Annotated in this window: 23 protein-coding genes; 8 read left to right on the forward strand and 15 right to left on the reverse strand. The window is 60.2% G+C overall.

Annotation, left to right across the window (positions count from 1 at the left end; all coding sequences use genetic code 11):
* Positions 1–89: 89 nt before the first annotated feature.
* The 4 genes from FHX06_RS31560 to FHX06_RS31575 are packed head-to-tail and all read right to left on the reverse strand — an operon-like array spanning position 90 to position 2,566.
* Positions 90–395 (reverse strand): metal-sulfur cluster assembly factor, encoded by a 306-nt coding sequence (locus FHX06_RS31560; RefSeq protein WP_113212896.1) that lies wholly within the window; start codon positions 393–395, stop codon positions 90–92.
* Positions 382–909: a DUF2249 domain-containing protein gene (locus FHX06_RS31565; protein ID WP_113212897.1), complete on the reverse strand. Its 528-nt coding sequence runs from the start codon at positions 907–909 to the stop codon at positions 382–384. Before FHX06_RS31565 ends, FHX06_RS31560 begins: the two co-directional genes overlap by 14 nt.
* Complete coding sequence (locus FHX06_RS31570) at positions 893–2,266, reverse strand: hypothetical protein (RefSeq protein ID WP_183882138.1); 1,374 nt, start codon at positions 2,264–2,266, stop codon at positions 893–895. The genes FHX06_RS31565 and FHX06_RS31570 overlap by 17 nt, the downstream gene beginning before the upstream one ends.
* 15 nt (positions 2,267–2,281) lie before the next feature.
* The gene (locus FHX06_RS31575) at positions 2,282–2,566 is read right to left on the reverse strand and encodes a DUF2249 domain-containing protein (RefSeq protein ID WP_112546989.1); all 285 of its coding nucleotides are present in this window, start codon (positions 2,564–2,566) and stop codon (positions 2,282–2,284) included.
* A 259-nt stretch (positions 2,567–2,825) separates the two neighbouring features.
* Between FHX06_RS31575 and hemN the strand changes: the two genes are divergently transcribed.
* A complete protein-coding gene (gene hemN, locus FHX06_RS31580) occupies positions 2,826–4,178 on the forward strand; it encodes an oxygen-independent coproporphyrinogen III oxidase (RefSeq protein ID WP_113204086.1) in 1,353 nt (450 codons plus the stop codon).
* 143 nt (positions 4,179–4,321) lie between these two features.
* Here hemN and FHX06_RS31585 read toward each other — a convergent pair whose 3' ends face one another.
* The 6 genes from FHX06_RS31585 to FHX06_RS31610 form a co-directional block, all read right to left on the reverse strand.
* Positions 4,322–6,208, reverse strand: coding sequence for a nitric oxide reductase activation protein NorD (locus FHX06_RS31585; RefSeq protein WP_183882140.1), 1,887 nt, complete (start codon positions 6,206–6,208; stop codon positions 4,322–4,324).
* Positions 6,209–6,215: 7 nt separating this feature from the next.
* Positions 6,216–7,028 (reverse strand): CbbQ/NirQ/NorQ/GpvN family protein, encoded by an 813-nt coding sequence (locus FHX06_RS31590; RefSeq protein ID WP_112546987.1) that lies wholly within the window; start codon positions 7,026–7,028, stop codon positions 6,216–6,218.
* Positions 7,029–7,055: 27 nt separating this feature from the next.
* A complete protein-coding gene (locus tag FHX06_RS31595; protein WP_113212900.1) occupies positions 7,056–8,396 on the reverse strand; it encodes a cbb3-type cytochrome c oxidase subunit I in 1,341 nt (446 codons plus the stop codon).
* A gap of 18 nt (positions 8,397–8,414) precedes the next feature.
* Positions 8,415–8,867, reverse strand: coding sequence for a c-type cytochrome (locus tag FHX06_RS31600; RefSeq protein WP_007823770.1), 453 nt, complete (start codon positions 8,865–8,867; stop codon positions 8,415–8,417).
* Between the two features lie 205 nt (positions 8,868–9,072).
* Entirely contained in the window at positions 9,073–9,354 is a 282-nt protein-coding gene (locus FHX06_RS31605; protein WP_113212901.1) for a cytochrome C oxidase subunit IV family protein, read from the reverse strand.
* A complete protein-coding gene (locus FHX06_RS31610; protein ID WP_113212902.1) occupies positions 9,351–9,893 on the reverse strand; it encodes a cytochrome c oxidase subunit 3 in 543 nt (180 codons plus the stop codon). The genes FHX06_RS31605 and FHX06_RS31610 overlap by 4 nt, the downstream gene beginning before the upstream one ends.
* Positions 9,894–10,054: 161 nt before the next feature.
* Here FHX06_RS31610 and FHX06_RS31615 point away from each other — a divergent pair, with 161 nt between their 5' ends.
* Both FHX06_RS31615 and FHX06_RS31620 read left to right on the forward strand, forming a co-directional pair.
* Positions 10,055–10,210: a hypothetical protein gene (locus FHX06_RS31615; protein ID WP_183882142.1), complete on the forward strand. Its 156-nt coding sequence runs from the start codon at positions 10,055–10,057 to the stop codon at positions 10,208–10,210.
* Between the two features lie 3 nt (positions 10,211–10,213).
* Positions 10,214–10,672 carry a hypothetical protein gene (locus FHX06_RS31620; protein ID WP_113212903.1) on the forward strand — a complete coding sequence of 153 codons (459 nt, stop codon included), beginning with the start codon at positions 10,214–10,216 and terminating at the stop codon, positions 10,670–10,672.
* Positions 10,673–10,690: 18 nt separating this feature from the next.
* On the opposite strand, the gene FHX06_RS31625 is transcribed toward FHX06_RS31620, so the two are convergent.
* From FHX06_RS31625 to FHX06_RS31645, 5 genes are all read right to left on the reverse strand, one after another.
* Positions 10,691–12,244 carry a copper resistance CopC/CopD family protein gene (locus FHX06_RS31625; RefSeq protein WP_183882144.1) on the reverse strand — a complete coding sequence of 518 codons (1,554 nt, stop codon included), beginning with the start codon at positions 12,242–12,244 and terminating at the stop codon, positions 10,691–10,693.
* 48 nt (positions 12,245–12,292) lie between these two features.
* The gene (locus FHX06_RS31630; RefSeq protein WP_113212905.1) at positions 12,293–12,820 is read right to left on the reverse strand and encodes a YcnI family protein; all 528 of its coding nucleotides are present in this window, start codon (positions 12,818–12,820) and stop codon (positions 12,293–12,295) included.
* A 59-nt stretch (positions 12,821–12,879) separates the two neighbouring features.
* Complete coding sequence (locus tag FHX06_RS31635; RefSeq protein WP_113015190.1) at positions 12,880–13,332, reverse strand: pseudoazurin; 453 nt, start codon at positions 13,330–13,332, stop codon at positions 12,880–12,882.
* A gap of 336 nt (positions 13,333–13,668) precedes the next feature.
* Complete coding sequence (locus FHX06_RS31640) at positions 13,669–15,594, reverse strand: PAS domain-containing sensor histidine kinase (protein ID WP_112546979.1); 1,926 nt, start codon at positions 15,592–15,594, stop codon at positions 13,669–13,671.
* A gap of 17 nt (positions 15,595–15,611) precedes the next feature.
* The gene (locus FHX06_RS31645) at positions 15,612–16,340 is read right to left on the reverse strand and encodes a Crp/Fnr family transcriptional regulator (protein WP_113212906.1); all 729 of its coding nucleotides are present in this window, start codon (positions 16,338–16,340) and stop codon (positions 15,612–15,614) included.
* 233 nt (positions 16,341–16,573) lie between these two features.
* Here FHX06_RS31645 and ccoN point away from each other — a divergent pair, with 233 nt between their 5' ends.
* From ccoN to FHX06_RS35795, 5 genes are read left to right on the forward strand one after another with little or no spacing between them, the layout of a single operon-like run.
* A complete protein-coding gene (gene ccoN / locus FHX06_RS31650) occupies positions 16,574–18,196 on the forward strand; it encodes a cytochrome-c oxidase, cbb3-type subunit I (protein WP_112546977.1) in 1,623 nt (540 codons plus the stop codon).
* An 8-nt stretch (positions 18,197–18,204) separates the two neighbouring features.
* Positions 18,205–18,939: a cytochrome-c oxidase, cbb3-type subunit II gene (gene ccoO / locus FHX06_RS31655; RefSeq protein WP_112971433.1), complete on the forward strand. Its 735-nt coding sequence runs from the start codon at positions 18,205–18,207 to the stop codon at positions 18,937–18,939.
* Positions 18,940–18,947: 8 nt separating this feature from the next.
* Entirely contained in the window at positions 18,948–19,100 is a 153-nt protein-coding gene (locus tag FHX06_RS31660; RefSeq protein WP_112546975.1) for a cbb3-type cytochrome c oxidase subunit 3, read from the forward strand.
* Between the two features lies 1 nt (position 19,101).
* Positions 19,102–19,965, forward strand: a complete 864-nt coding sequence (ccoP, locus tag FHX06_RS31665) for a cytochrome-c oxidase, cbb3-type subunit III (RefSeq protein ID WP_112971432.1) — start codon at positions 19,102–19,104, stop codon at positions 19,963–19,965.
* Between the two features lie 12 nt (positions 19,966–19,977).
* A complete protein-coding gene (locus tag FHX06_RS35795; protein ID WP_112546973.1) occupies positions 19,978–20,163 on the forward strand; it encodes a hypothetical protein in 186 nt (61 codons plus the stop codon).
* The last annotated feature ends 26 nt before the right edge of the window (positions 20,164–20,189 follow it).

The raw sequence follows: 20,189 nt of genomic DNA on the forward strand, positions 1-20,189 counted from the left end.
ATGGGAGGGCAGACTGGCCGTCCCTACTCGATGTGCAATCCTGCTCGTCGGGCGATCGGTCCGCCATGGGAAAACGTGATTGCAAAGCCTCAGGCCTTCGGCAGGCCGAAGAGCGATACCATGTCAGGCGACCAGGCCGGTTCGTAGACAAGATCGACGACGGCTCGGCTTACGCCGGCAATATCCTCGACGCGCTGACGCGCCGCGTCGGCGATATAGCCGGACGCAGGACAGAAGCGGGTGGTCGTGGTCATCTTGATCTTCACGACCGCAGGCTCGGTGACATCGATTTCGTAGATAAGGCCGAGATCGACGATGCTCGTTCCCATTTCGGGGTCTTCTATCTCGCGCAGCGCATTGCGCACGTCCTGTTGCGTCAACTCAGGCACCAGCATTGTTCTGGTCTCCCGTGGTCGTCCTGATCATGATTCGGTAGGTCTTGCCGGACGAATCGAAGTTGCCGATCCATTCGTGACCCCGTGCTTTCAATTCGTTGAAGAGGAAGACGGGTTCCCGGTTGAGAAGAGCAAACAGAACCTCGCCGTCGTCCATTGTCTCCAGCCGGGACAGAATGCGCTCCATCGGCTCGGGTGGGGCGAGATCGGTCAGGTCGAGGTTCCAGACTGGCTCGGGCCAGACCGCTTCCGTCGCGGCGATAGCGGGTTCCGATCGCTGAATGGGCTTGTTCGGGACGAAATCGATTTCCCAGTCATCGTCTGCCAGACGCTTTGCGACATGTGAATAGCCGCTCTTTTCGAGCTGGCGGATCAAAGGGACGGGCTCGAATATTGCGCGCAGCTTCAGACCCTCATCGGGATCGAGGCCGGCGAACGTGTCCATGATGAGCTGGAATGGCATGCCGCCATCGCGCAGGATCTGTCGGACGTCGAGTTCACGAAACTGAACCATTGGCGTTACCTCTGTGGTTTGCGGCGACGAACAGCGCCGGTTTGTGAAAGGGTGCGGTCTTGATCTGGGGTTCTACATTCGCGAGCGCGCGGGCGAGCACCAGCTCGACGATAAGAGCGAGCGTCGATGCGGTTTGAACGATCGCGAACACACGAAAACCCAAGTCCCATCCAGCGCAGAGCGCGGCCGCGGCGCCGAATACCGAAACGTAGAAGATGCCAAGCCAGACGCCGGCGCGGCGCCCGTTGATCAGTTCGCCAAGCTTCGGCGTCGGTCTGCGGCCAAGAAGCGGACCGAAGGCTTCGATCCAGGTCAGGAATGGAACGATCTTCAGGAGCTGGGCGAGACCGAAGCCGGTGAGCCAGCCGAACACGAAAAGATAGACGATCGCCGATACGATACGCGTCTCGGCGTCGAGGAAAAGGGACAACGCAAGAAGGGAGACGGAGAGACCGAGCATTGCGAAGGCCGGCAGCGATCCCAGCGTATTCAGCTCGAGCGTGGGGCGGCGCCTGGCGCGATATGTTCCGTAAATTTCGAAGAGATAGGCGGCTACGATCAGCCCAAACAGCACCGCGGCCGACAGGAAAACGGCGCGCGCAAAATCGGGTTCGCCGATGGCAGCGATCGCTGCCACCGACAGGAGCAGAACCGCCAGCATGCTCGACCGGCGAACGAACTGGACCTTGCGCATATCGTCGGACAGCAGGAACATCGGAAGCAGCTTATAACTGACGCCGATCGCCGCAAGGGTCATCCATCCGCCAAGGCCGAAACTCGCATGGTAAGCCACGGCTTCCATGCCATAGGCAACGATTGCCGGTGTTTCCATCTGACCGGAGATCGTCAGCGCGAAAAGGGCGCCGAAGGCCGTTGTGACGAGCAGGCATCCGATACCAACGAGGACGATAAGGGACGCGGCATGCACGCGTCTTCCCCGCCAGAGTAAGGCAGACAAGGATAGCGAAACAGCAGCAATGGAGGTTGAAATCGCGGCGGACGCTGCAATCATCACCGAACCGGCCGCGGAGGAACCGAGGTCGATCAGATAAAATCCCAGCATGAGAAGTGCCGGACCGACGACCATGCCGGCGAAAACGATCGGATCGACGCGGCTGGCCGGTCTGTCATTGCCTGTCAGGACCGGCGCGAACTGAAGCAACGATCCGATCATCAGAAGCAAAAGCCATCCGAGTGTCACGGCGTGCACGATGGCAAGCGCTCCAGGCTCGGCGATACCAAGGGAAGGCGTCCAGACGCCTGCTGCCAGCAGGCACTCCGCCAGCAGCAGGTAAGACAGCGCCGCGCCGAAATACGACATCGTCCACCGCGACAGGGTCGTGCCTACTGGCATCATGGCGCGTCTCCGGCGCTAGTGGCTGCCGCAGCAGCAGTCGCAACCCGCATCGAGGCGGGTGATCTCCACGCGCCAGACATCCGGCCCCTGTTCCAGATATTCCCAGGCGAATTTTCCGGGAAGGGCAGTGTCGAGCTGGTACTGCAGCGGACGAGGTTCGTGGTCGCTGGTAATGTGGAGGCTCTGGCCCGGTGTCAGCGAGTTCAGCGTGCCGAAGATCCGGGGATGGCGTTCGACGGGTGGCAGGATCCGGACGTCGATATGCGCAATCGCGGTCTGCGTGGCTGGCGCATCTGTCATTATGGCTGTTTCCTTCTGCCGCGGGATAACTGATGACCGGACCGCGACGCATCCTGTGTCGAGGCGGAAGATAGCCGGATGCAGGTCAGGCGACTTTGACAGTGAGCAAACAGCCGGGCGATTGTTGGTTGTCCTCGACGCTGGCCACCGCCGAACTTGCTATTGTCAACTTTACACGGGTCGTTGTTGATCCAGGACAAGGAAGCCTGCCCCTTCGTCGGCCTATGAACATCATGATTGTCTCATGAAGGAAGCCGAAATGTCCGATGCCCTGGTCGCCAAATATGGCGAGGCCCGCCTGCCGCGTTACACCAGCTATCCGACCGCGCCTGCGTTTTCGCCAGCCGTCGGGCCGGAGCAATATGCGCAGGGTCTCGCAGAGGTCGCAGCTGCCGGACCTGTCTCCGTCTATCTGCACGTTCCCTTCTGTCGCTCCATGTGCTGGTATTGCGGCTGCCACACGACGATCACGCGCCAGGATGCGCCCGTGCTGGAATATCTCGACGTCCTGAGCCAGGAGATCGAACTCGTATCGCAGGCAGCTCGAAACGAGGTTCCGGTCAAAAACGTTCATTTCGGTGGCGGCACGCCGACGATCATGAAGCCGGACGAATTTACAAGCCTAATGGACAAGCTCAAGAGCGCATTCCAGTTTACGAGCGACTGCAGCGTTGCGGTGGAGATCGATCCGCGGACGCTATCGGGTGCAATGATTGCCGCACTCGGCGAGAACGGCGTCGACCGCGCAAGTCTTGGCGTCCAGAGCTTCGACCCGGTGGTCCAAAAGGCGATCAACCGGATACAGAGCTTCGAGCAGACCCAAGCCGCCGTGACGGGGCTACGAGGCTATGGTGTGACGAGCATCAATTTTGATCTCATCTACGGACTTCCGTATCAGACCATCCAATCCTGTATTGAAACGGTGAGGACGGCGGTCGAGCTGCGACCGGAGCGTTTCGCCGTTTTCGGATATGCCCATGTGCCGGCCTTCAAGAAGCATCAGCGGCTGATCGACGAAGCCGCACTGCCTGATGCAACGCAACGCAACGAACAGGCCGAGGCGATTGCCAGGGAGCTGGAGAGCGCCGGATATGTTCGTGTCGGCCTGGACCATTTCGCGTTGCCCGACGATCAACTTGCCGTCGCCTCTCTTTCGGGAAGCCTGCGGCGGAACTTCCAGGGCTACACGACGGATGAATGTGAAACCTTGATCGGGCTCGGCGCTTCAGCGATCGGCCGGCTGCCTGATGGCTACGTCCAGAACCATGTCGCGCTTGGCCGCTATGCCGAGCGGATCGCTTCCGGAATCCTCGCGACGGCCAAGGGCTATGGGCTGACCGACGAGGACAAATTTCGCGCCAGGGTGATCGAACGGCTGATGTGCGACTTCAAGGTCGATCTCGCAAAGCTTGGCGCGGAGGCCGGCTACGATGCCGGCTTTCTCCTCGAGCGGAACGACCGGCTAGACAGCCTTGCGTCGGATGGTGTGGTGACGATCGAGAATGGCCGCATCACCGTCTCGAAGGAGCATCGCTTCATGGTCCGCGCCGTCGCGGCGGCCTTCGACGCCTATTTCGGCTCGTTCGGCCGGACGCACAGCAAGGCGGCATGATCGCCGTCCGAGCGCCACTTTTTGACAAGCGGCAGGTGACAACAGCGATATGCCTGCCGGCCATCCCTCCTTTAGTTAGAAAAACCACGCTGGAAGCGATTCCGCCTGGTTTCTACGTGTGAAAGGCTCGGCTTTTTGCCTCGCTATGCCGTCAAGTTCCGGTAGATCGCCGGCAGTGCGCTCGGCAATTTCGAGATGTTCGACACGAGGGCAAAGCCGGATCTGCCGAAGATCGCCGGGAGATAGTCACCGGCGCTGCGGTCGACCGTGACGGCGAAGACCGCTTGTCCTTTCGTGCGTGCCTCCATGACGGCCTTGCGGCTGTCTTCGAGGGCAAAGCGACCCTCGTAGTGATCGACGTCGTTGGGTTTGCCGTCCGTCAGAATAAGCAGCAGCTTCTTTCTTGCGCCGTCGCTCTCCAGCTGCCTGGATATATGCCGGATGGCCGCTCCCATGCGCGTGTAGTAACCGGGTCTGAGGCTTGCGATGCGACTGGCGGTCCTGGCTGAGAATGTCTCTTCGAAATCCTTGATGGTCTCGACGCGAACCCAGTCGCGCCGACGCGACGTGAAAGTCTTGATGGCAAAGCGGTCGCCGCAGGATTGCAGGCCGCGGGCAAGGATGTCGAGCGCCTGCATTTCGACGTCGAGAACCCTGCGATTGTCGACCCAAGAGTCCGTCGACAGTGAGACATCGACGAGGATTGAGGTCGCAAGCTCGTGGCTGGCAGGGCGGGCGCATCCGTAGATGCGATCATCCGGCTGGCCGGTGGCGATGAAGTCGATGCGGGAGCGGATGGCCGCTTCGAGATCGATCTGATCTCCGTCCAGTTGTGCCCTTCGCAGTTCCCACTTCGGGCGCAGCGTCTCGAACTGGCGCCTGACCTTGCGCACGAGTGCGGCGTCGCTGACGATTGCCTGATCTGTCTTGTCGGAGGGTGAGCCGATCACCACGCGGCAGTGGTCGGCAAGATATTGGCTCTTCCGGAAATCCCATTCCGGATAGGTGAATTCGCCGTCTATCGTCGCCGGGTCGGCGGCCTCCGGGGAGAGGTCCAGGTCGAAGTGAAATTTGGACTTCGGCCGTTCGCGCGTTTCGCTGAGTGCGATCTCCTCAAGTTCATCGGCCGCCGCCGGATCGTTCTCCTCGCTGTCATCGCTTGGGCGATCGACGTTGACCATTTCCGCCATGGCGAGGATTTTCTCGAAGCGGTTCAATATGAAGGGATCGCGCTTGCGATCGTCGGCGTCGCGTTTGCGTGTTGCCTCATGCGATGGCCGCGCCTGTTGGTCGTTACCCGCCTGATCCGACGGAAGGTCATCGCGCTCTGACGAGTTCGTCTCACTGCGGCCCCTGAAATCCGGCCAGATCGGCAAAGGCAGCATAGGCAGATAGCCGGCAGGGGCGGCGGTTACCTTTGGGCGGACGGCGTCGGGAAGGGAATGATGCAAGGGAACGGTGAGTGCCAGTTGCGCGAATTCCTCGATCCACCGTTCGGCCTGAGGAAGCGTTCCGCGCCTGCGGCAGCCAAGCAGCGCCCGGGTGAGCCGCACATAGCGTGCCGCCATTCCTGGGAATCTCTGGATGACCAGGGCGGAATTTTCCCGACCCGTTTCGATCCGCCAGAGATCGGCGAGAGCCGGATCGGCAGGGGACAAAGCGGACGGCGCGGTCGCCACATAGGCGGCCAGCCAGAAGTAAAGATCCCGATTGAGCGAACGGTCGTCGAAAAGGTCGATAGCCGCCGGCAGGTGGATCGCCGTGCCGTCCCAGCTCGGGTGGTCCGATCTCTCCTCGCCGAGGCCGATGACTTGTCTCAGCCGCAGCCTGTGCATCGAGGTTTTCTGCCGTGCCCTCTGGATCTGCAGCGTGGCGTCCCCGCCGAAAGCCCTGAAGCAGACGGCGAGCTGCTGTCTGAGCGCGGCAAGGTGAACGGCCGCAGCCGGATGGTGCGGCCATGAACTGGTATCGCCGACCAGCCGATGCCAGGCGCGGCCTACCGTCTCCTCGAGTTCCAGAAATTCCAGCATGTTTCACCTATCCGATCGCGGCCCTGGCGACCTCGACGAGGGCGGCCTTGACGTCCGGCTCGTCTGTCAGCGGCTCGATGATGGCCGCCCGCACGGCGTCGATCGTCGGCAGGCCGGCGTCGATAAGCGAAGCGCAGTAGATCAGGAGGCGGGTCGAAACGCCTTCCTCCAGATCCTGGCCCTTGAGCGCGCGCAGGCGCCGGGCAAGCTCGACGAGCGGTGCAACCTTGCCCTCGGCAAGGCCGCTTTCCAGGGACACTGTGGCGATTTCCCGCTCGCGCGGCAGGAAATCGAATTCGATCGAGACGAAGCGCTGACGCGTACTGGGCTTCAGCGCTTTCATCAGGTTCTGGTAGCCGGGATTATAGGAGACGACGACCATGAAACCGGGGCCGGCTTCCAGGACTTCGCCGGTCCGCTCGAGCGGAAGGATGCGGCGGTCGTCCGTCAACGGATGGAGAACCACCGTCACGTCCTTGCGCGCCTCGACGATTTCATCGAGGTAGCAGATACCGCCGTCCCGAACGGCCTTGGTTAACGGGCCATCCATCCAGACCGTTTCGCCGCCCTTGAGGAGGTATCGGCCGGTGAGGTCGGCAGCCGTGAGGTCGTCGTGGCAGGAGACTGTCGATAAAGGCAGGCCGAGACGGGCGGCCATGTGCTGCACGAAGCGTGTCTTGCCGCAGCCGGTCGGTCCTTTCAGCAGGATCGGGAGCTGTCGCGTCCAGGCGTGTTCGAAGAGTGCGCATTCGTTCCCCTGAGGCGCGTAGTGCGGTATCTCCACATCAGGATTGAGCGGGTGGTTGAAGGCTATTGTCATCTTTGTTCTCCAGGAAAATGGCCCGCCTCATTCGGCGGGCTGAACGACTAGGCTTGCGACGCGCGTCCGTCCGGGAACGAGCACCGACCAGATGAACATCAGGGCGCTGATGAATACGAAGATGCCGGAGCCGAGTCTCACCCAGTAGAAGAGGGCGAGCTGATCCTGGACGTCCATGTAGGACTGGCCGAGAACCCGCTGCAGGTGCACCTGGATGATGCCAGCGAATGTGAGCGCGAAGGTCATGACCGACATTGCGGTGCACATGATCCAGAAACTGGCGATCGACAGCCATTGATTATAGGGCGCGCGGCCGCGGATCTGTGGGACGGCATAGGCCATCGCCGCGAGATTGAGCATCACATAGGCGCCGAAGAAGGCCAGATGCCCATGAGCTGCGGTGACCTGCGTGCCATGGGTATAATAGTTGACCGACGACAGCGTGTGCAGGAAACCCCAGACGCCTGCCCCAAAGAAGGCCATGACCGAGCAACCGATCGACCAGAGGAGGGCGGCTTTGTTTTCGTGCTTTCGACCGGCGCGCCAGGTCATGACGAAGGTGAATACGACCATGGTGAAGAAGGGCGCCACTTCGAGCGTCGAGAAAAGCGATCCGATCCACTGCCAGTAGCCGGGGGCGCCGATCCAGTAATAATGGTGGCCGGTGCCGAGGATGCCGGAAAAAAGCGCCAGTCCGATGATGACGTAGAGCCACTTCTCGACCACTTCCCGGTCGATGCCGTTCAGCTTGATCATCAGGAAGGCGAGCACCGACGCCATGATCAGTTCCCAGACGCCCTCGACCCACAGATGGACGACATACCACCAGTACATCTTGTCGAGCGCGAGATTGACGGGGTTGTAGAAGGCGAAGAGGAAGAAGATCGCTACACCCCACAGGCCGAAGAGCAGGATGTTGGTGATTGTCGTCTTTCGTCCCTTGAGCGCGGTCATGGTGACGTTGAAGAGGAACATCAGCGCCACGATCACGATCCCGACCTTGATCGCGAAGGGCTGTTCCAGGAACTCGCGGCCCTCATGAATATGGAAGAGATAGCCGACAACGGCGATTGCCGCCGCGATCAAAAAGATCCAGAACTGCGCGATCGCGATCCTGGTGCTGTAGAGTTCGGTTTCGCATTCCTCCGGCAACAGGAAATAGGTCGTTCCCATGAAGCCCATAAGCAACCAGACGATCAGTGCATTGGTGTGGATCATGCGCACGATGTTGAAGGGCAGTTCGACCGATAGCGTATTGGGCAGCACGTAGATGGTGCCGGCGAGCACGCCGAACAGGAGCTGGGCCATGAACAGGCCGAGAGCTCCGTAAAAGTAGAGCATTGCGACGCTCTGGGTCTTGTACTTCATTTCTATAGCCTCTCGCTGTCAGCCGGCCTGGTTCGGGGGCCAGTTCTGAGTGTTGGTCTTGCTGACCCATTCGAGGAAATCGGCGAGGTCATTGACCTCCTGGTCCGTCAGGTTGAATTGCGGCATCTGCCGGCGACCCTCGATGCCGGAAGGTTGCGCCGCCATCCACGCGTGGAGCGCCTCGCGGGCATTCGCCGGATCCTTGTCCCCACCCCAGCGGATCCAGACATTCGACAGTTCCGGCGCGAAATAGGCGCCTTCGCCATCGAGTGTGTGGCAGTTGATGCAGGCGTTCTTTTCCCAGATATGTTTCCCGCGGGCGACGCCTTCCGTCAGCGTGGCCTCATTGGTGGAAACCGTGCGGATGTAGTAGTGACTGTGGGCCGTCAGGCCCACGAATATGGCGAAGAAAAATGCCGACCCGCCGTAGAACACGTTTCGGGCCGCGGTTTTTGTCAGGCGTTCAGCCATTGATCATCCTTTCATGTCAGTGGCGGTGCCGCCGTGACGTCGGAAATCGAGCCAGCGGGCTCGCTGGAAGGGAATGGCGGAATTCGACCGGGGGCTCTTTGCTCATTCGCAAGCAAGCCGACGAATGTGCGGCATGCCGGAGAAGCTGCACGCCGCGGACAGTCGGCACTCACGCGGGTAGCTTTTTGAAGAGCAGAGCGAAATGTCAGACGGACAGTTGCAAGGCGGCGCGCGTGACCGCGATCAACAGCACGAATGCCGCCCAGGACCACAAGGCCGCGATCAAGGGCGTCTGAGCTCCACGAAGTCCGAGAAAATCCAGCACAACGAGCCCGACCTTGGTGACGGCAATGACAGCGATCGTCACAGCGACCAGAACCGGAGGTACGCTATTCGGCAGAGCGTGTGTCAGGATGAACGTCGAGCCTGTCAGAGCAAAAAGCAGCAGCAAAGCGCGCGAGCAGTTCGGACGACCGGAGTGCTTCATAGCAGATAGATCACCGGAAACATGACGAGCCAGACGATGTCGATCACATGCCAGAGCGTGGTGATCAGGTGGACGTTTTCCCGCGTCGGAAAAAATGCCACGAGGACGAGGATCATCGATCCGAAAGCCACATGCGTCAGATGAAATCCGGTGATGAGAAGATAGAGCTGCGAGAAGGGATCGCCGGACAGAAGGGACGCGCCTTCGAATGCATATTCCAGGCCTTTGAGCACGCCGAAAACGACCCCGCCCAGTGCCGCCGCAAGCAGCATCAAACGCCGGCGAGAGATTGCGCTCTGTTCGGCCGCCTTGGCGGCAAGCCAGCCGCTTGCCAGAAGCACGACCGTGTTGGCGATCGGCAAGGCATGATCAAGCCTTGCCTTGCCGGCTGCGAATGTTTCCGGATGCAGCACGGAGGCGACGACGAAGGCCGTCAGCAGCGCCCCGAAAGCGACCAGCTCGCTCCAGGCGAGGATCCATACCAGCAGATCGCCATTATCAGTATCGCGTGTATCGCGGCTTGAGATCATCGAGGTCATGTTCCCAAGCCTATGACGAGGCTGAGTGCTCGTCTTTGTGAAACCGCAAACAGCTACGCGTCCCCCGCGGACAGGCCGCTCGCCAAGCGAGAACTTTCTTTGACCGATCTCAAAGAAGCGATCGTTGCGGCTAGCTATGTTGCGGTCGCAAAGGAGACCTTATGAGCGACGCGCAAATCGGACTTTCGATAGTAACACCTGTCATCGTGATCTTCGCGATCATGCTTTACCGGATGGGCGTGCTGCAACGGACAGGTGTCGTGACTGCGGTCATTGCCGCGATCGCTATCGCCGCAAGCCTTTTTCTCCAGAGGTAAGCGATGAACCGCCCGACATCGGCATTTCACGAGCTTGAAGCGCGTTACGGCGAGCTCCTGTCCTGGTGCGATCTTCTTGAGGCGATCGCTGATTTCCTGCCATGTCGCGTCAATGAACGCCTTTGCGGCGCGGTCGCCGATGGGCTCCTTCCTCTGCTTCTGACCAGTCATCGACTGGAGGAACAGATCGGTTCCGACTGGCTGGGAGCGATCATGAGCGGCAGCGAGCGATCCGAGACGGAGAACCACCTCGAGGCTGGCCGACGGGTCAATCTGGAGTCGGGGGAGGATGTTGTGGAGGTGCTGCAGGCGCTGCAAGGTCGCCGCTGCTCGCTGTCCTTCGACGCTGTCAACTACCTGCTCAGATCGTTCTTCTCTGGCTTGCGTCGGCATATCGCTGCCCAGCGTCAAATCATCAGACGGATAGACGCGGCATCCAGGGTCGAGCTCGACGTGGCGTGATTGAGACATACCTGTGGTCTATTCGGTTCCTGCCGGAAGGTCGCCTTCGAGATGGACGAGGTTGAAGTCGTCGATCAGGACCTGAAGGTCCACGCTCCAGCCCGCAGTATCTGAAAGCGGCAGGTTTCTCACGGCCCATGTGCCATCGGCAGCATTTGTCAGTCCGTATTTGAGAGGCTCGATCCCTCGCAAGCTGTTCCTTAGGCCCAGAGATACGCTCCGTGGCTGCATCGGATCGAATTCCGGTGTCAGGATCGAAACGCGGACATCGACCATACCGTCAGGCTGCGGCGACATTTCGAGTTCCGCCATTGCCTTCTGCCCATGGAGATGGAGTGACACGGGCGGTTTGGCATACGCGTATTGATATTGTTCAGGACCGGCGAAACGCCATAGCGAGGCGGCAGCGACGATCAAAAGCGCAAGCCCGATCTCGCCGCCAATGCTCAAGCGCAGCCTGCGCCGGGCGACAGCCTCTCCCGCCAGCGCCGGAGCAGTCAGCCAGAAACGATTGTAGAGGGCGACCCCGCAGAGGACCGCAACGAGGGCTATCTTGACGGCCAGCACGCGCGCAAACAGCGACGACCATGCGATGTCGATGCGGGGTATTTCCATCACGGCAAGCACAAGTCCCGCCAGCAACATAAGGACGAAGGGGACCGGTATCAGGCGAGAGAAGAAGCGCAGCGAATGCTGATCGTCAGCAGATCGGCTGAGACGCAGCAGTGGCAGCAGGCTTCCGATCCAGAAAATCAAGATAGCGGCATGCAGGAGGATTGACGCCTGTGCGATGAAGCGCGGTTGCGCAATCGAACTGTGGCCGGTCAGCGCGAAGGCAAGTGAGGCAACGGCAAGTGCGGTAGCCGAGACTATGCGTGCGGACTGCGGACGACGGACAAACGGCAAAAGAGCAAGCACAATTGCCACCAGCTTGAGGCATTGGGCGATCCCCGTTCTGTCGGAAAAAGCCTGGGCAAGCGGCTCTAATCCGGCCCAGCCAGGACCCAGGCCAATGTCGTCCAGTCCCTGAAGATAAAGCCCCGCCAGGATAAACACGATTGCTGCCGCAGCGAGGGCGGGAGATTCCGCGCGCCTGCCTGCCGGAGAAAGCCAGCAATTGAAAAACGAGCCGCCGACAATGATGGCGAGACCGAGTGTCGAACCGATGGTGACGAGCCAGAGGGCGCCATGCAACGCCTTCGACGGTCTATCGGAAACACTGCTGGCGGGGGCCGAGGGCTTGCCGACATGAAAGACGACGGATCCGCCGACCGGATGACCGTCCTCAGAGACCACCCTGTAGCTGAAGATCACTGTGCCTTCTGCAAGCGGGCGGGGAAGGGGCGCTTCGACTTCGGCGCCCGTAGAGCTCGCTGAAATCTCTCTGGCAACGCCATCGGCTGCGGCCACGCTGAAGCGAACGACCCTGACGGCTTCGTTGAAGCGCAACAGGATTTTTTCCGGCGCGGCGGCAAGAATATCATTATTCGCGGGCGATGATGCAATCAGGACAGCATGGGCGTCTGCCCCGGCTGCCAGCAGAAGAAACAGCCCCGCGACACGCGCGAGCATGCAAAGGGTGGCCCATAGGGGAAAATTCCACGCCATGGGCGACCCATCTCAGGAACGCGGCTGAACGACGACGTCGAAAAACGGCGCAGGCGTCTCATAATCATCCGACGTCTTGCCTGCAGCGGGAATGTCAATCCAGCGCTCGACCGCGCCTTCGGTGCATTCCTGGACGACAGGGACGTAAATCCGTGTCGCTGCCGGCAGTTCCTTCGCCACGGTGGCGCGAAACACGAATTCATCATATTCGTCGTCGGCAAGCTGGCCGCCCTGCCATACGATCTCGGTCAGGCCTTCCTTGACCGGCTTGCCGTAGAGATCATAGCTCTTTTCGTAGGTTCCGCGGATTTTTTCCACCGTCCAGCCCACCTTGGGCATCGGTTTGGCAGACAGCAATCCTTCGGGGATTTTTACCCGGATCCTGACGGTTGCCTTGCCTTCGCAGCCGTGGCCCACGCGCAGCACGGCCTTGTAGGCCTTGCCGGATACCGCTTCGGTCTGCTCGAGAGTGATATGGGCCTGCGCCGATCCGGCAATGCAAAACATGCCCGCCACGGTGAGGGCCAAGTGTCTGATCATCACATGTCTCCTGGTCCACAGGTGGGGCGCATCGCGCGCCACCTGTGATCGCTCCTGCGTTATTGGGTGACCTGCGCGATCTGTGCGAGATCGGCGTCAAGGCGCTTACGCACCATGTTCGGAAGCTTGGCAGTCTTGATGACTTCGAGGTTGGTGGGGTTTTCGCCAACCTGGATCAGCGCCACCATACCCATGCCTGCATGCGGTGTGCACTTGATCACATAGGCGCCGGGCACGTCGAATTTGGCTTGGTACTGCTCGCTCGCCTTGGATTTGAACTCCGCAGCCCCATCCGGAATAAGACCCTTGTAGGTCTCGGCATTGTGGCTCTTGTCGGTGGGCACGAAGGTGACAGTGTCGCCGGGAGCGATCTTGACGAATCCCGGCTCGAAGACCATCGCGCCGTCGGCGCCCTTGTTGAGCATCTGGATCTGATGGTCGGCGGCCATGAGCGGCGCTGCCGATGCCATCAGAACCGCTGCGGCAGCGATCAGTCCAAAATTCAGACGCATTGCATTTCTCCTATCGTTCGGGGCCGACCTTGGCCTCGGCTAGGGTTTAGGACATGCAGGCGGCTCGCTCTTTGATGCCCGTCAAATTGGCTGTGCCAATTCAGCGACCGGCGGCTCTCACCGGTGTGTTTTCGACGACAGGTAACAGAACGTTTGAGCGGCCGCAGATCATCGCTGATGACGGCATCAATCTCCTGACCGTTGGGCATCCTCCCAACTGCTGGGAAGACTGACTTCAGGGCCAACGCGAGTGCAGGTTTGCCCTCCCGGAGCCGTCGGGGGTCCCGGTGGGCGAGCAGGTTGCTGGGTTTTTGAGAGAGTTTACGCGCGTCCGCCTCACCGGGCGTCGATGAGCTCGCGTATCTTCAGGGCAAGGTCACGCGCAGTGTACGGCTTTCGAAGCCATTGCGCTCCGGTGATGACCTCGTTTGCCGCCAGTGCTGGCTCGGAATATCCCGAGGTGAAGAGTACAGCGAGGTGTGGCCGTTCCACGCGGGCAGCCCTTGCCAGCTCGTCGCCGGTCATGCCTCCGGGCATAACGATGTCGGTGAACAAAAGCGCCACGTCGGGCTGGTCCTTGAGCAATTGAAGGGCGCGGCGGCCGTTATCCGCCTCGATCACCGAATATCCCATCCCGGCCAATCTGGCGACCGCAACCCTGCGGACGCGTGAATCATCCTCGACTACGAGAATGCGTTCATCGCCACCCGGCAGTGCCGCTTCGGCCTTGCCGCCAGCCGTCGCTTCATCCCTTGCGCCGGCGCTCGAAAGCGCGGGCAGGTAGATACGGATCGTCGAGCCGCGACCGACCTCGCTGTAGATTTGCAGGTGGCCGCCCGATTGCTTGACGAAGCCGTAGACCATGCTGAGGCCCAGTCCGGTTCCCGATCCGACTTCCTTGGTGGTGAAGAAGGGCTCGATCGCACGCTTCTTGACCTCTTCGGTCATGCCGTCCCCGGTATCGCTCATGGAGACGAGGACGAAATTGCCGCTGCGAACTTCCGGATACATTTTCGCGTAGTCCGCATCGAGCTGCACACGCGAAACCTCGGTGGTCAGAGTGCCGCCTTTCGGCATGGCGTCGCGCGCGTTCAGAGCGATGTTGAGGATCGCGTTCTGCAACTGGGAACTGTCGACCAGCACGTTGAAATCGGATCCCGAAAGGACCGTTGACAATTTGATGTTTTCACCGAGCGTCCTTCGCAACAGGTCGGAAAAGCCGGTGACGAGCCGGCCGAGATCGGCCTGCTTCGGGTTCAACGGTTGACGTCTTCCGAAGGCCAGCAATTGTCCGGTGAGCTTTGCGCCGTCGGCCGCGGCATCCTGCGCTTCCTGCAGCATGTCGCGCAGCGGGCCTGACGGGAGCTTGTCCTCGATCATTTCCAGATTGCCGCTGATGACGGTGAGAAGATTGTTGAAGTCGTGCGCCAGCCCGCCGGTCAACTGACCCACGGCTTCCATCTTTTGGGCCTGGCGAAGGTCCTCCTCGATCTTGAACCTGCTGGTCAGATCGCGAACGAAGCCGGTGAAGATCCGTTCGCCATTTGCCGTTGCCTCGCCGACGTGAAGTTCCATCGGGAACTGGGTGCCGTCAGCGCGCTGGCCCGTGACGACGCGACCGTAACCGATGATCCGCTTCTCGCCCGTCTGCATGTAATGGTCGATATATCCGTCATGGGCTGCGCGATAGGGTTCGGGCATCAGCTTTTTGACGTTCTGGCCGCAGATTTCTTCGGAGCTGAAGCCGAAGAGCATCTCAGCCGCTTTGCTGAACGACATGACATTGCCGTTCTGGTCGATGACAACCATCGCATCGGGTACTGTGTCGAGGATTGATGACAGGTGTGCCTCGCGCGCCAGCACTGCCTCTTCCGCCTTGCGCAGGGCACTGATATCGCTGTTCGCCTCGATGACGACGGGATCGCCGTCTGGAAGATTGACGAGAACGCAGCGTGTCGTCACGTACATGTCGCGACCGTTCTTGTGACGATGAACGACCTCGCCTTGCCAGAAGCCCCGCGTCGTCAGATGCGCGCGTATGGTGTCCATAGGCTCGGGAAAGCGCGCATCGAGCAAAGTATAGACGGATTCGCCCACGGCCTCTTCACGAGACCAGCCATACATGTTCTCGCTGCCGATCGACCAATGGGTGATCGTGCCTTCGAGCCGGTGCACGATGATGTCGGCCCCGTCGAGCACATGTACGAGCGCGTCCAGTTCCTGGGGCGATGCGATGCGCGGCGAGATCAGACGGTGAGGCATAGACATTCGTTCCGGAGTCAGTGGACGCTACCCCTATGGCAGGTTCTGTCCGAAAAATCATCCACGTTGCCCGACAACTGGGCGAGGCGGGCCAGATTGACGATGCGCAGATTGTGCCGGCCGTCCGGAATGACGATCTTCCTCTGGGCGAGCTTGCTGATCGAGCGCGAAACGGTTTCGATGGTCAGGCCGAGATAATCGGCGATGTCCTGCCGGCTCATCGGCACCTCGAGCAGCCCCTGATGGAGCGTTTCGCCATCACGGGTCGCAAGCTTCATGAGAAAGGTGCAGAGGCGTTCCTCGGCATTTTTCCTGGACAGGAGCACGAGCTGGTCGTGGGCCGACGCGGTCTCCCTGCAGAGCAGGCTGATATAGGCCGGCCGCAGAAGGTCGGAACGCTCGATCTCTTCCTGGAACTGTTTGCGCGAGAGGCGGCGAATCTTGCAATCCGTCACGGCTTCGGCGGTAAACAGGAAATCGCCCTGCAGGAAAGAGCCGACGACATCGCCGGCGAAGTGAAAGGCGGTGATGACCCGGCGCCCGTCGCCGATGATGCGATGAAGCCGAACGACGCCTTCGGTGATCTGGAACAGATGCCGTGCGGCATCACCCTCCCAGCAGATCGCCTTTCCCGCCTCGACCGTTTCGGTCGCCGACATCTGGAAAAGCAACGACAACGAATTGCCCTGAACCGCCTTTACGCCAAGATCGACGTTCTCGAATGCCTGCTGGCCCTGCATCAACATCCCAATGATCCCCGTGCCCTGATTGAATGTGAGGCCAATAGAAAGGCGTTCGGTCACAGCGGAATGAGCAGACGGTGCCAAAGGGTAAGACCCTGTAACAGTCTGTAACAACGGGCAAAGCTACGCCTTCGTTGACCTGGATCAAGGAACAGACGAGGTCTCCATGACAGTCGTTCCTCAAAGTACGAGAAAGGCGACCGCGCTGTGGTCGTCTGCGCACTGGGGACGTCATCATGAACTATACTACGGAAACCATGGTGGTCGCCGTGGGAGCATTCCTGGCATTGCTTGGCGCTGCTTTCGCCCACGACCATCTATTTTCAATCCACATGGGGATATTGAGCTTCTGCCTTTTTGCGGGAACGCTACTTCTCGTCAGGAACGTGGATTTCTCGCCGGCAGGGCGGCTGCCGAAAGCGGACCCAACGGGTTATTTCGACGAGGTCATCCGCTATGGCTTGATCGCCACCGTGTTCTGGGGCGTCGTCGGTTTCCTCGTTGGCGTCGTCATTGCGGCGCAATTGGCGTTCCCCGATCTCAATTTCGCTCCCTATCTGAATTTCGGCAGGCTCCGGCCCGTCCACACCTCGGCGGTGATCTTCGCCTTCGGCGGCAATGCGCTGATCATGACGTCCTTCTACGTCGTCCAGCGCACCTGTCATGCGCGCCTCTTTGGCGGCAGCCTCGCCTGGTTCGTCTTCTGGGGCTATCAGCTCTTCATCGTCATGGCGGCGACAGGCTATGTCCTCGGCATCAATCAGGCGCGCGAATATGCCGAGCCTGAATGGTATGTCGACCTGTGGCTGACGATCGTCTGGGTCGCCTATCTCGCCGTCTTCCTCGGCACCATACTGAAGCGCAAGGAGCCGCATATCTATGTGGCGAACTGGTTTTATCTCGGTTTCATCGTGACGATCGCGATGCTGCACGTCGTCAACAATCTTGCCGTGCCGGTTTCCTTCCTCGGCTCGAAGAGCTACTCGCTGTTTTCGGGGGTTCAGGACGCCCTGACGCAATGGTGGTACGGCCACAACGCCGTCGGTTTCTTCCTGACGGCCGGTTTCCTCGGGATGATGTATTATTTCGTGCCCAAGCAGGCGAACCGCCCCGTCTATTCCTACCGGCTGTCGATCATCCACTTCTGGGCGCTGATCTTCATGTATATCTGGGCCGGGCCGCATCACCTGCACTACACCGCGCTCCCGGACTGGGCGCAGACGCTGGGCATGGTCTTCTCGGTCATGCTCTGGATGCCCTCCTGGGGCGGCATGATCAATGGTCTGATGACGCTGTCGGGCGCCTGGGACAAGATCCGTACCGATCCTATTATCCGCATGATGATCGTCGCCATCGCCTTTTACGGCATGTCGACCTTCGAAGGCCCGATGATGTCGATCAAAACGGTGAACTCGCTAAGCCACTACACCGAGTGGACCATCGGTCACGTGCATTCGGGTGCGCTCGGCTGGGTCGGCATGATCACCTTCGGTGCGATCTATTACATGACGCCGAAGCTCTGGGGCCGCGAACGCCTCTACAGCCTGCGCATGGTCAACTGGCACTTCTGGCTCGCAACGCTCGGCATCGTCGTCTATGCGGCGGTCCTGTGGGTCGCCGGCATCCAGCAGGGCCTGATGTGGCGCGAATATAATTCCCAGGGCTTCCTCGTCTACTCCTTCGCCGAGACCGTGGCGGCGATGTTCCCATACTACGTATTGCGCACGCTTGGCGGTGGTCTCTACCTCGCCGGCGGTCTCGTGATGGCCTGGAACGTCTTCATGACAATTCGGGGCCATCAGCGCGACGAAGCCGAAATTCCTACTGCCTATGTGCCGCAGGCACAGGCTGCCGAGTGAGGTGACACATGGCATCAATCCTGGACAAACATCAGATCCTCGAGAAAAACGCGACCCTCCTTCTGGTCGGCTCGCTGCTCGTCGTCAGCATCGGCGGTATCGTCGAAATCGCCCCGCTGTTCTACCTGCAGAACACGATCGAGAAGGTGGAGGGGATGCGTCCCTATACGCCGCTCGAACTGGCAGGCCGCAACATCTATATCCGTGAGGGCTGCTATCTTTGCCATAGCCAGATGATCAGGCCGTTCCGCGACGAGGTGGAGCGCTACGGCCATTACTCGTTGGCAGCCGAATCCATGTACGATCACCCCTTCCAATGGGGCTCGAAACGCACTGGCCCGGATCTCGCGCGCGTGGGCGGCCGCTATTCCAACGAGTGGCATGTCCAGCACTTGTCGAACCCGAGGGCCGTCGTGCCGGAATCGATCATGCCGAGCTATGCCTTCCTCAAGGAGCACGAGATCACCGTCAAGGACGTCGGCATGGACCTGAAAGCGAATGTTGATGTCGGCGTACCCTATAGCGACGACATGATCGCCAATGCGGAGGCGGACATGAAGCTGCAGGCCGACCCGAACGCCGATACGACGGCGCTTCTCGCGCGATATCCCAAGGCCAAGGTCGGCGACTTCGACGGCGATCCCAAGAAGCTCACCGAGATGGATGCCCTTGTGGCCTACCTGCAGATGCTCGGCACGCTCGTCGACTTCTCGACCTATGACGACGCCACCGGCTACCGATGAGGTGAAACATGGAAACCTACACCGCAATGCGGCACTTCGCCGACAGCTGGGGCCTGCTGGCAATGACGGCCTTCTTTATCGGAGCGGTGATTTTCACGCTCCGTCCCGGCGGCAAACAGGCCGCCAAGGATGCCGCCAATATTCCTTTGAAGGACGATTGAGATGTCGGAAAAACATATCGATGAAATCAGCGGCGTCGAAACCACCGGCCATGAATGGGACGGGATCCGTGAATTGAACAATCCAATGCCACGGTGGTGGGTCTGGACCTTCTATGCGACGATCCTGTGGGCAATAGGCTATGCGATCGCCTATCCGGCCATTCCCATGATCACGTCAGCCACCAAAGGCTATTTTGGTTTTTCGAGCCGCGCCGAACTGCAGCAAGAACTTGATCTGGCCAAGGCCTCGCAGACGAAGTTTCACGACATGATCGCCGCCAAGACCGTGCAGGAAATCGATGCCGACCCGGCGCTTCGCGAATTCGCGATCGCCGGCGGCGCTTCCGCCTTCAAGGTGAATTGCGCGCCGTGCCACGGTTCCGGTGCGAGCGGTGGACCGGGTTTCCCAAACCTTAACGACGACGATTGGCTCTGGGGTGGTGACCTTGATTCCATCCAGACGACGATCGCCCATGGCATTCGCTTCGACGGCGACACGGACACGCATGTCTCCGAAATGCCTGCTTTCGCAGACATGATCGACAAGGATCAGATCCGCCAGGTCGCAGCCTATGTATGGAGCCTGACGAACAAGCCATCCGACGAAGGGCTTGTGGAACCCGGCAAGCAGGTATTCCTGGACAATTGTGCGGCCTGTCACGGCGAGGAAGCCAGGGGCAAGGCGGAGATGGGCGCACCGGATCTTGCCGATGCCATCTGGCTGAAGGGCAGGGGTGAGGACGCCATCATCAGACAGGTAGCAGCTCCAAAACATGGCGTCATGCCGGCCTGGTCCGCGCGCCTTGGAGACACGACCGTCAAGGAACTCACCGTCTTCGTCCACTCGCTCGGCGGCGGCCAATAAGGAACCTGCACGATGACGAACCATGACCATAATGCGCTCCTTGAACTCTATGGCACCCCGCGTGCGGTGATCCGCTCGCGTGTGTCGATGCGGGCAAGGTCCGCACCACCGTCCTGCGAACAGGAAGATCCCGCAAAGATCGGCAGTTCGATCGTAAGTTTGATCTGCCTCAAAGATCACAACCCGACCAGCCGCTAAATCTGCAAACGAGGACGTCCCAGCGG

It is taken from the genome of Rhizobium sp. BK512, from assembly GCF_014194915.1.
Lineage (GTDB): Bacteria > Pseudomonadota > Alphaproteobacteria > Rhizobiales > Rhizobiaceae > Rhizobium.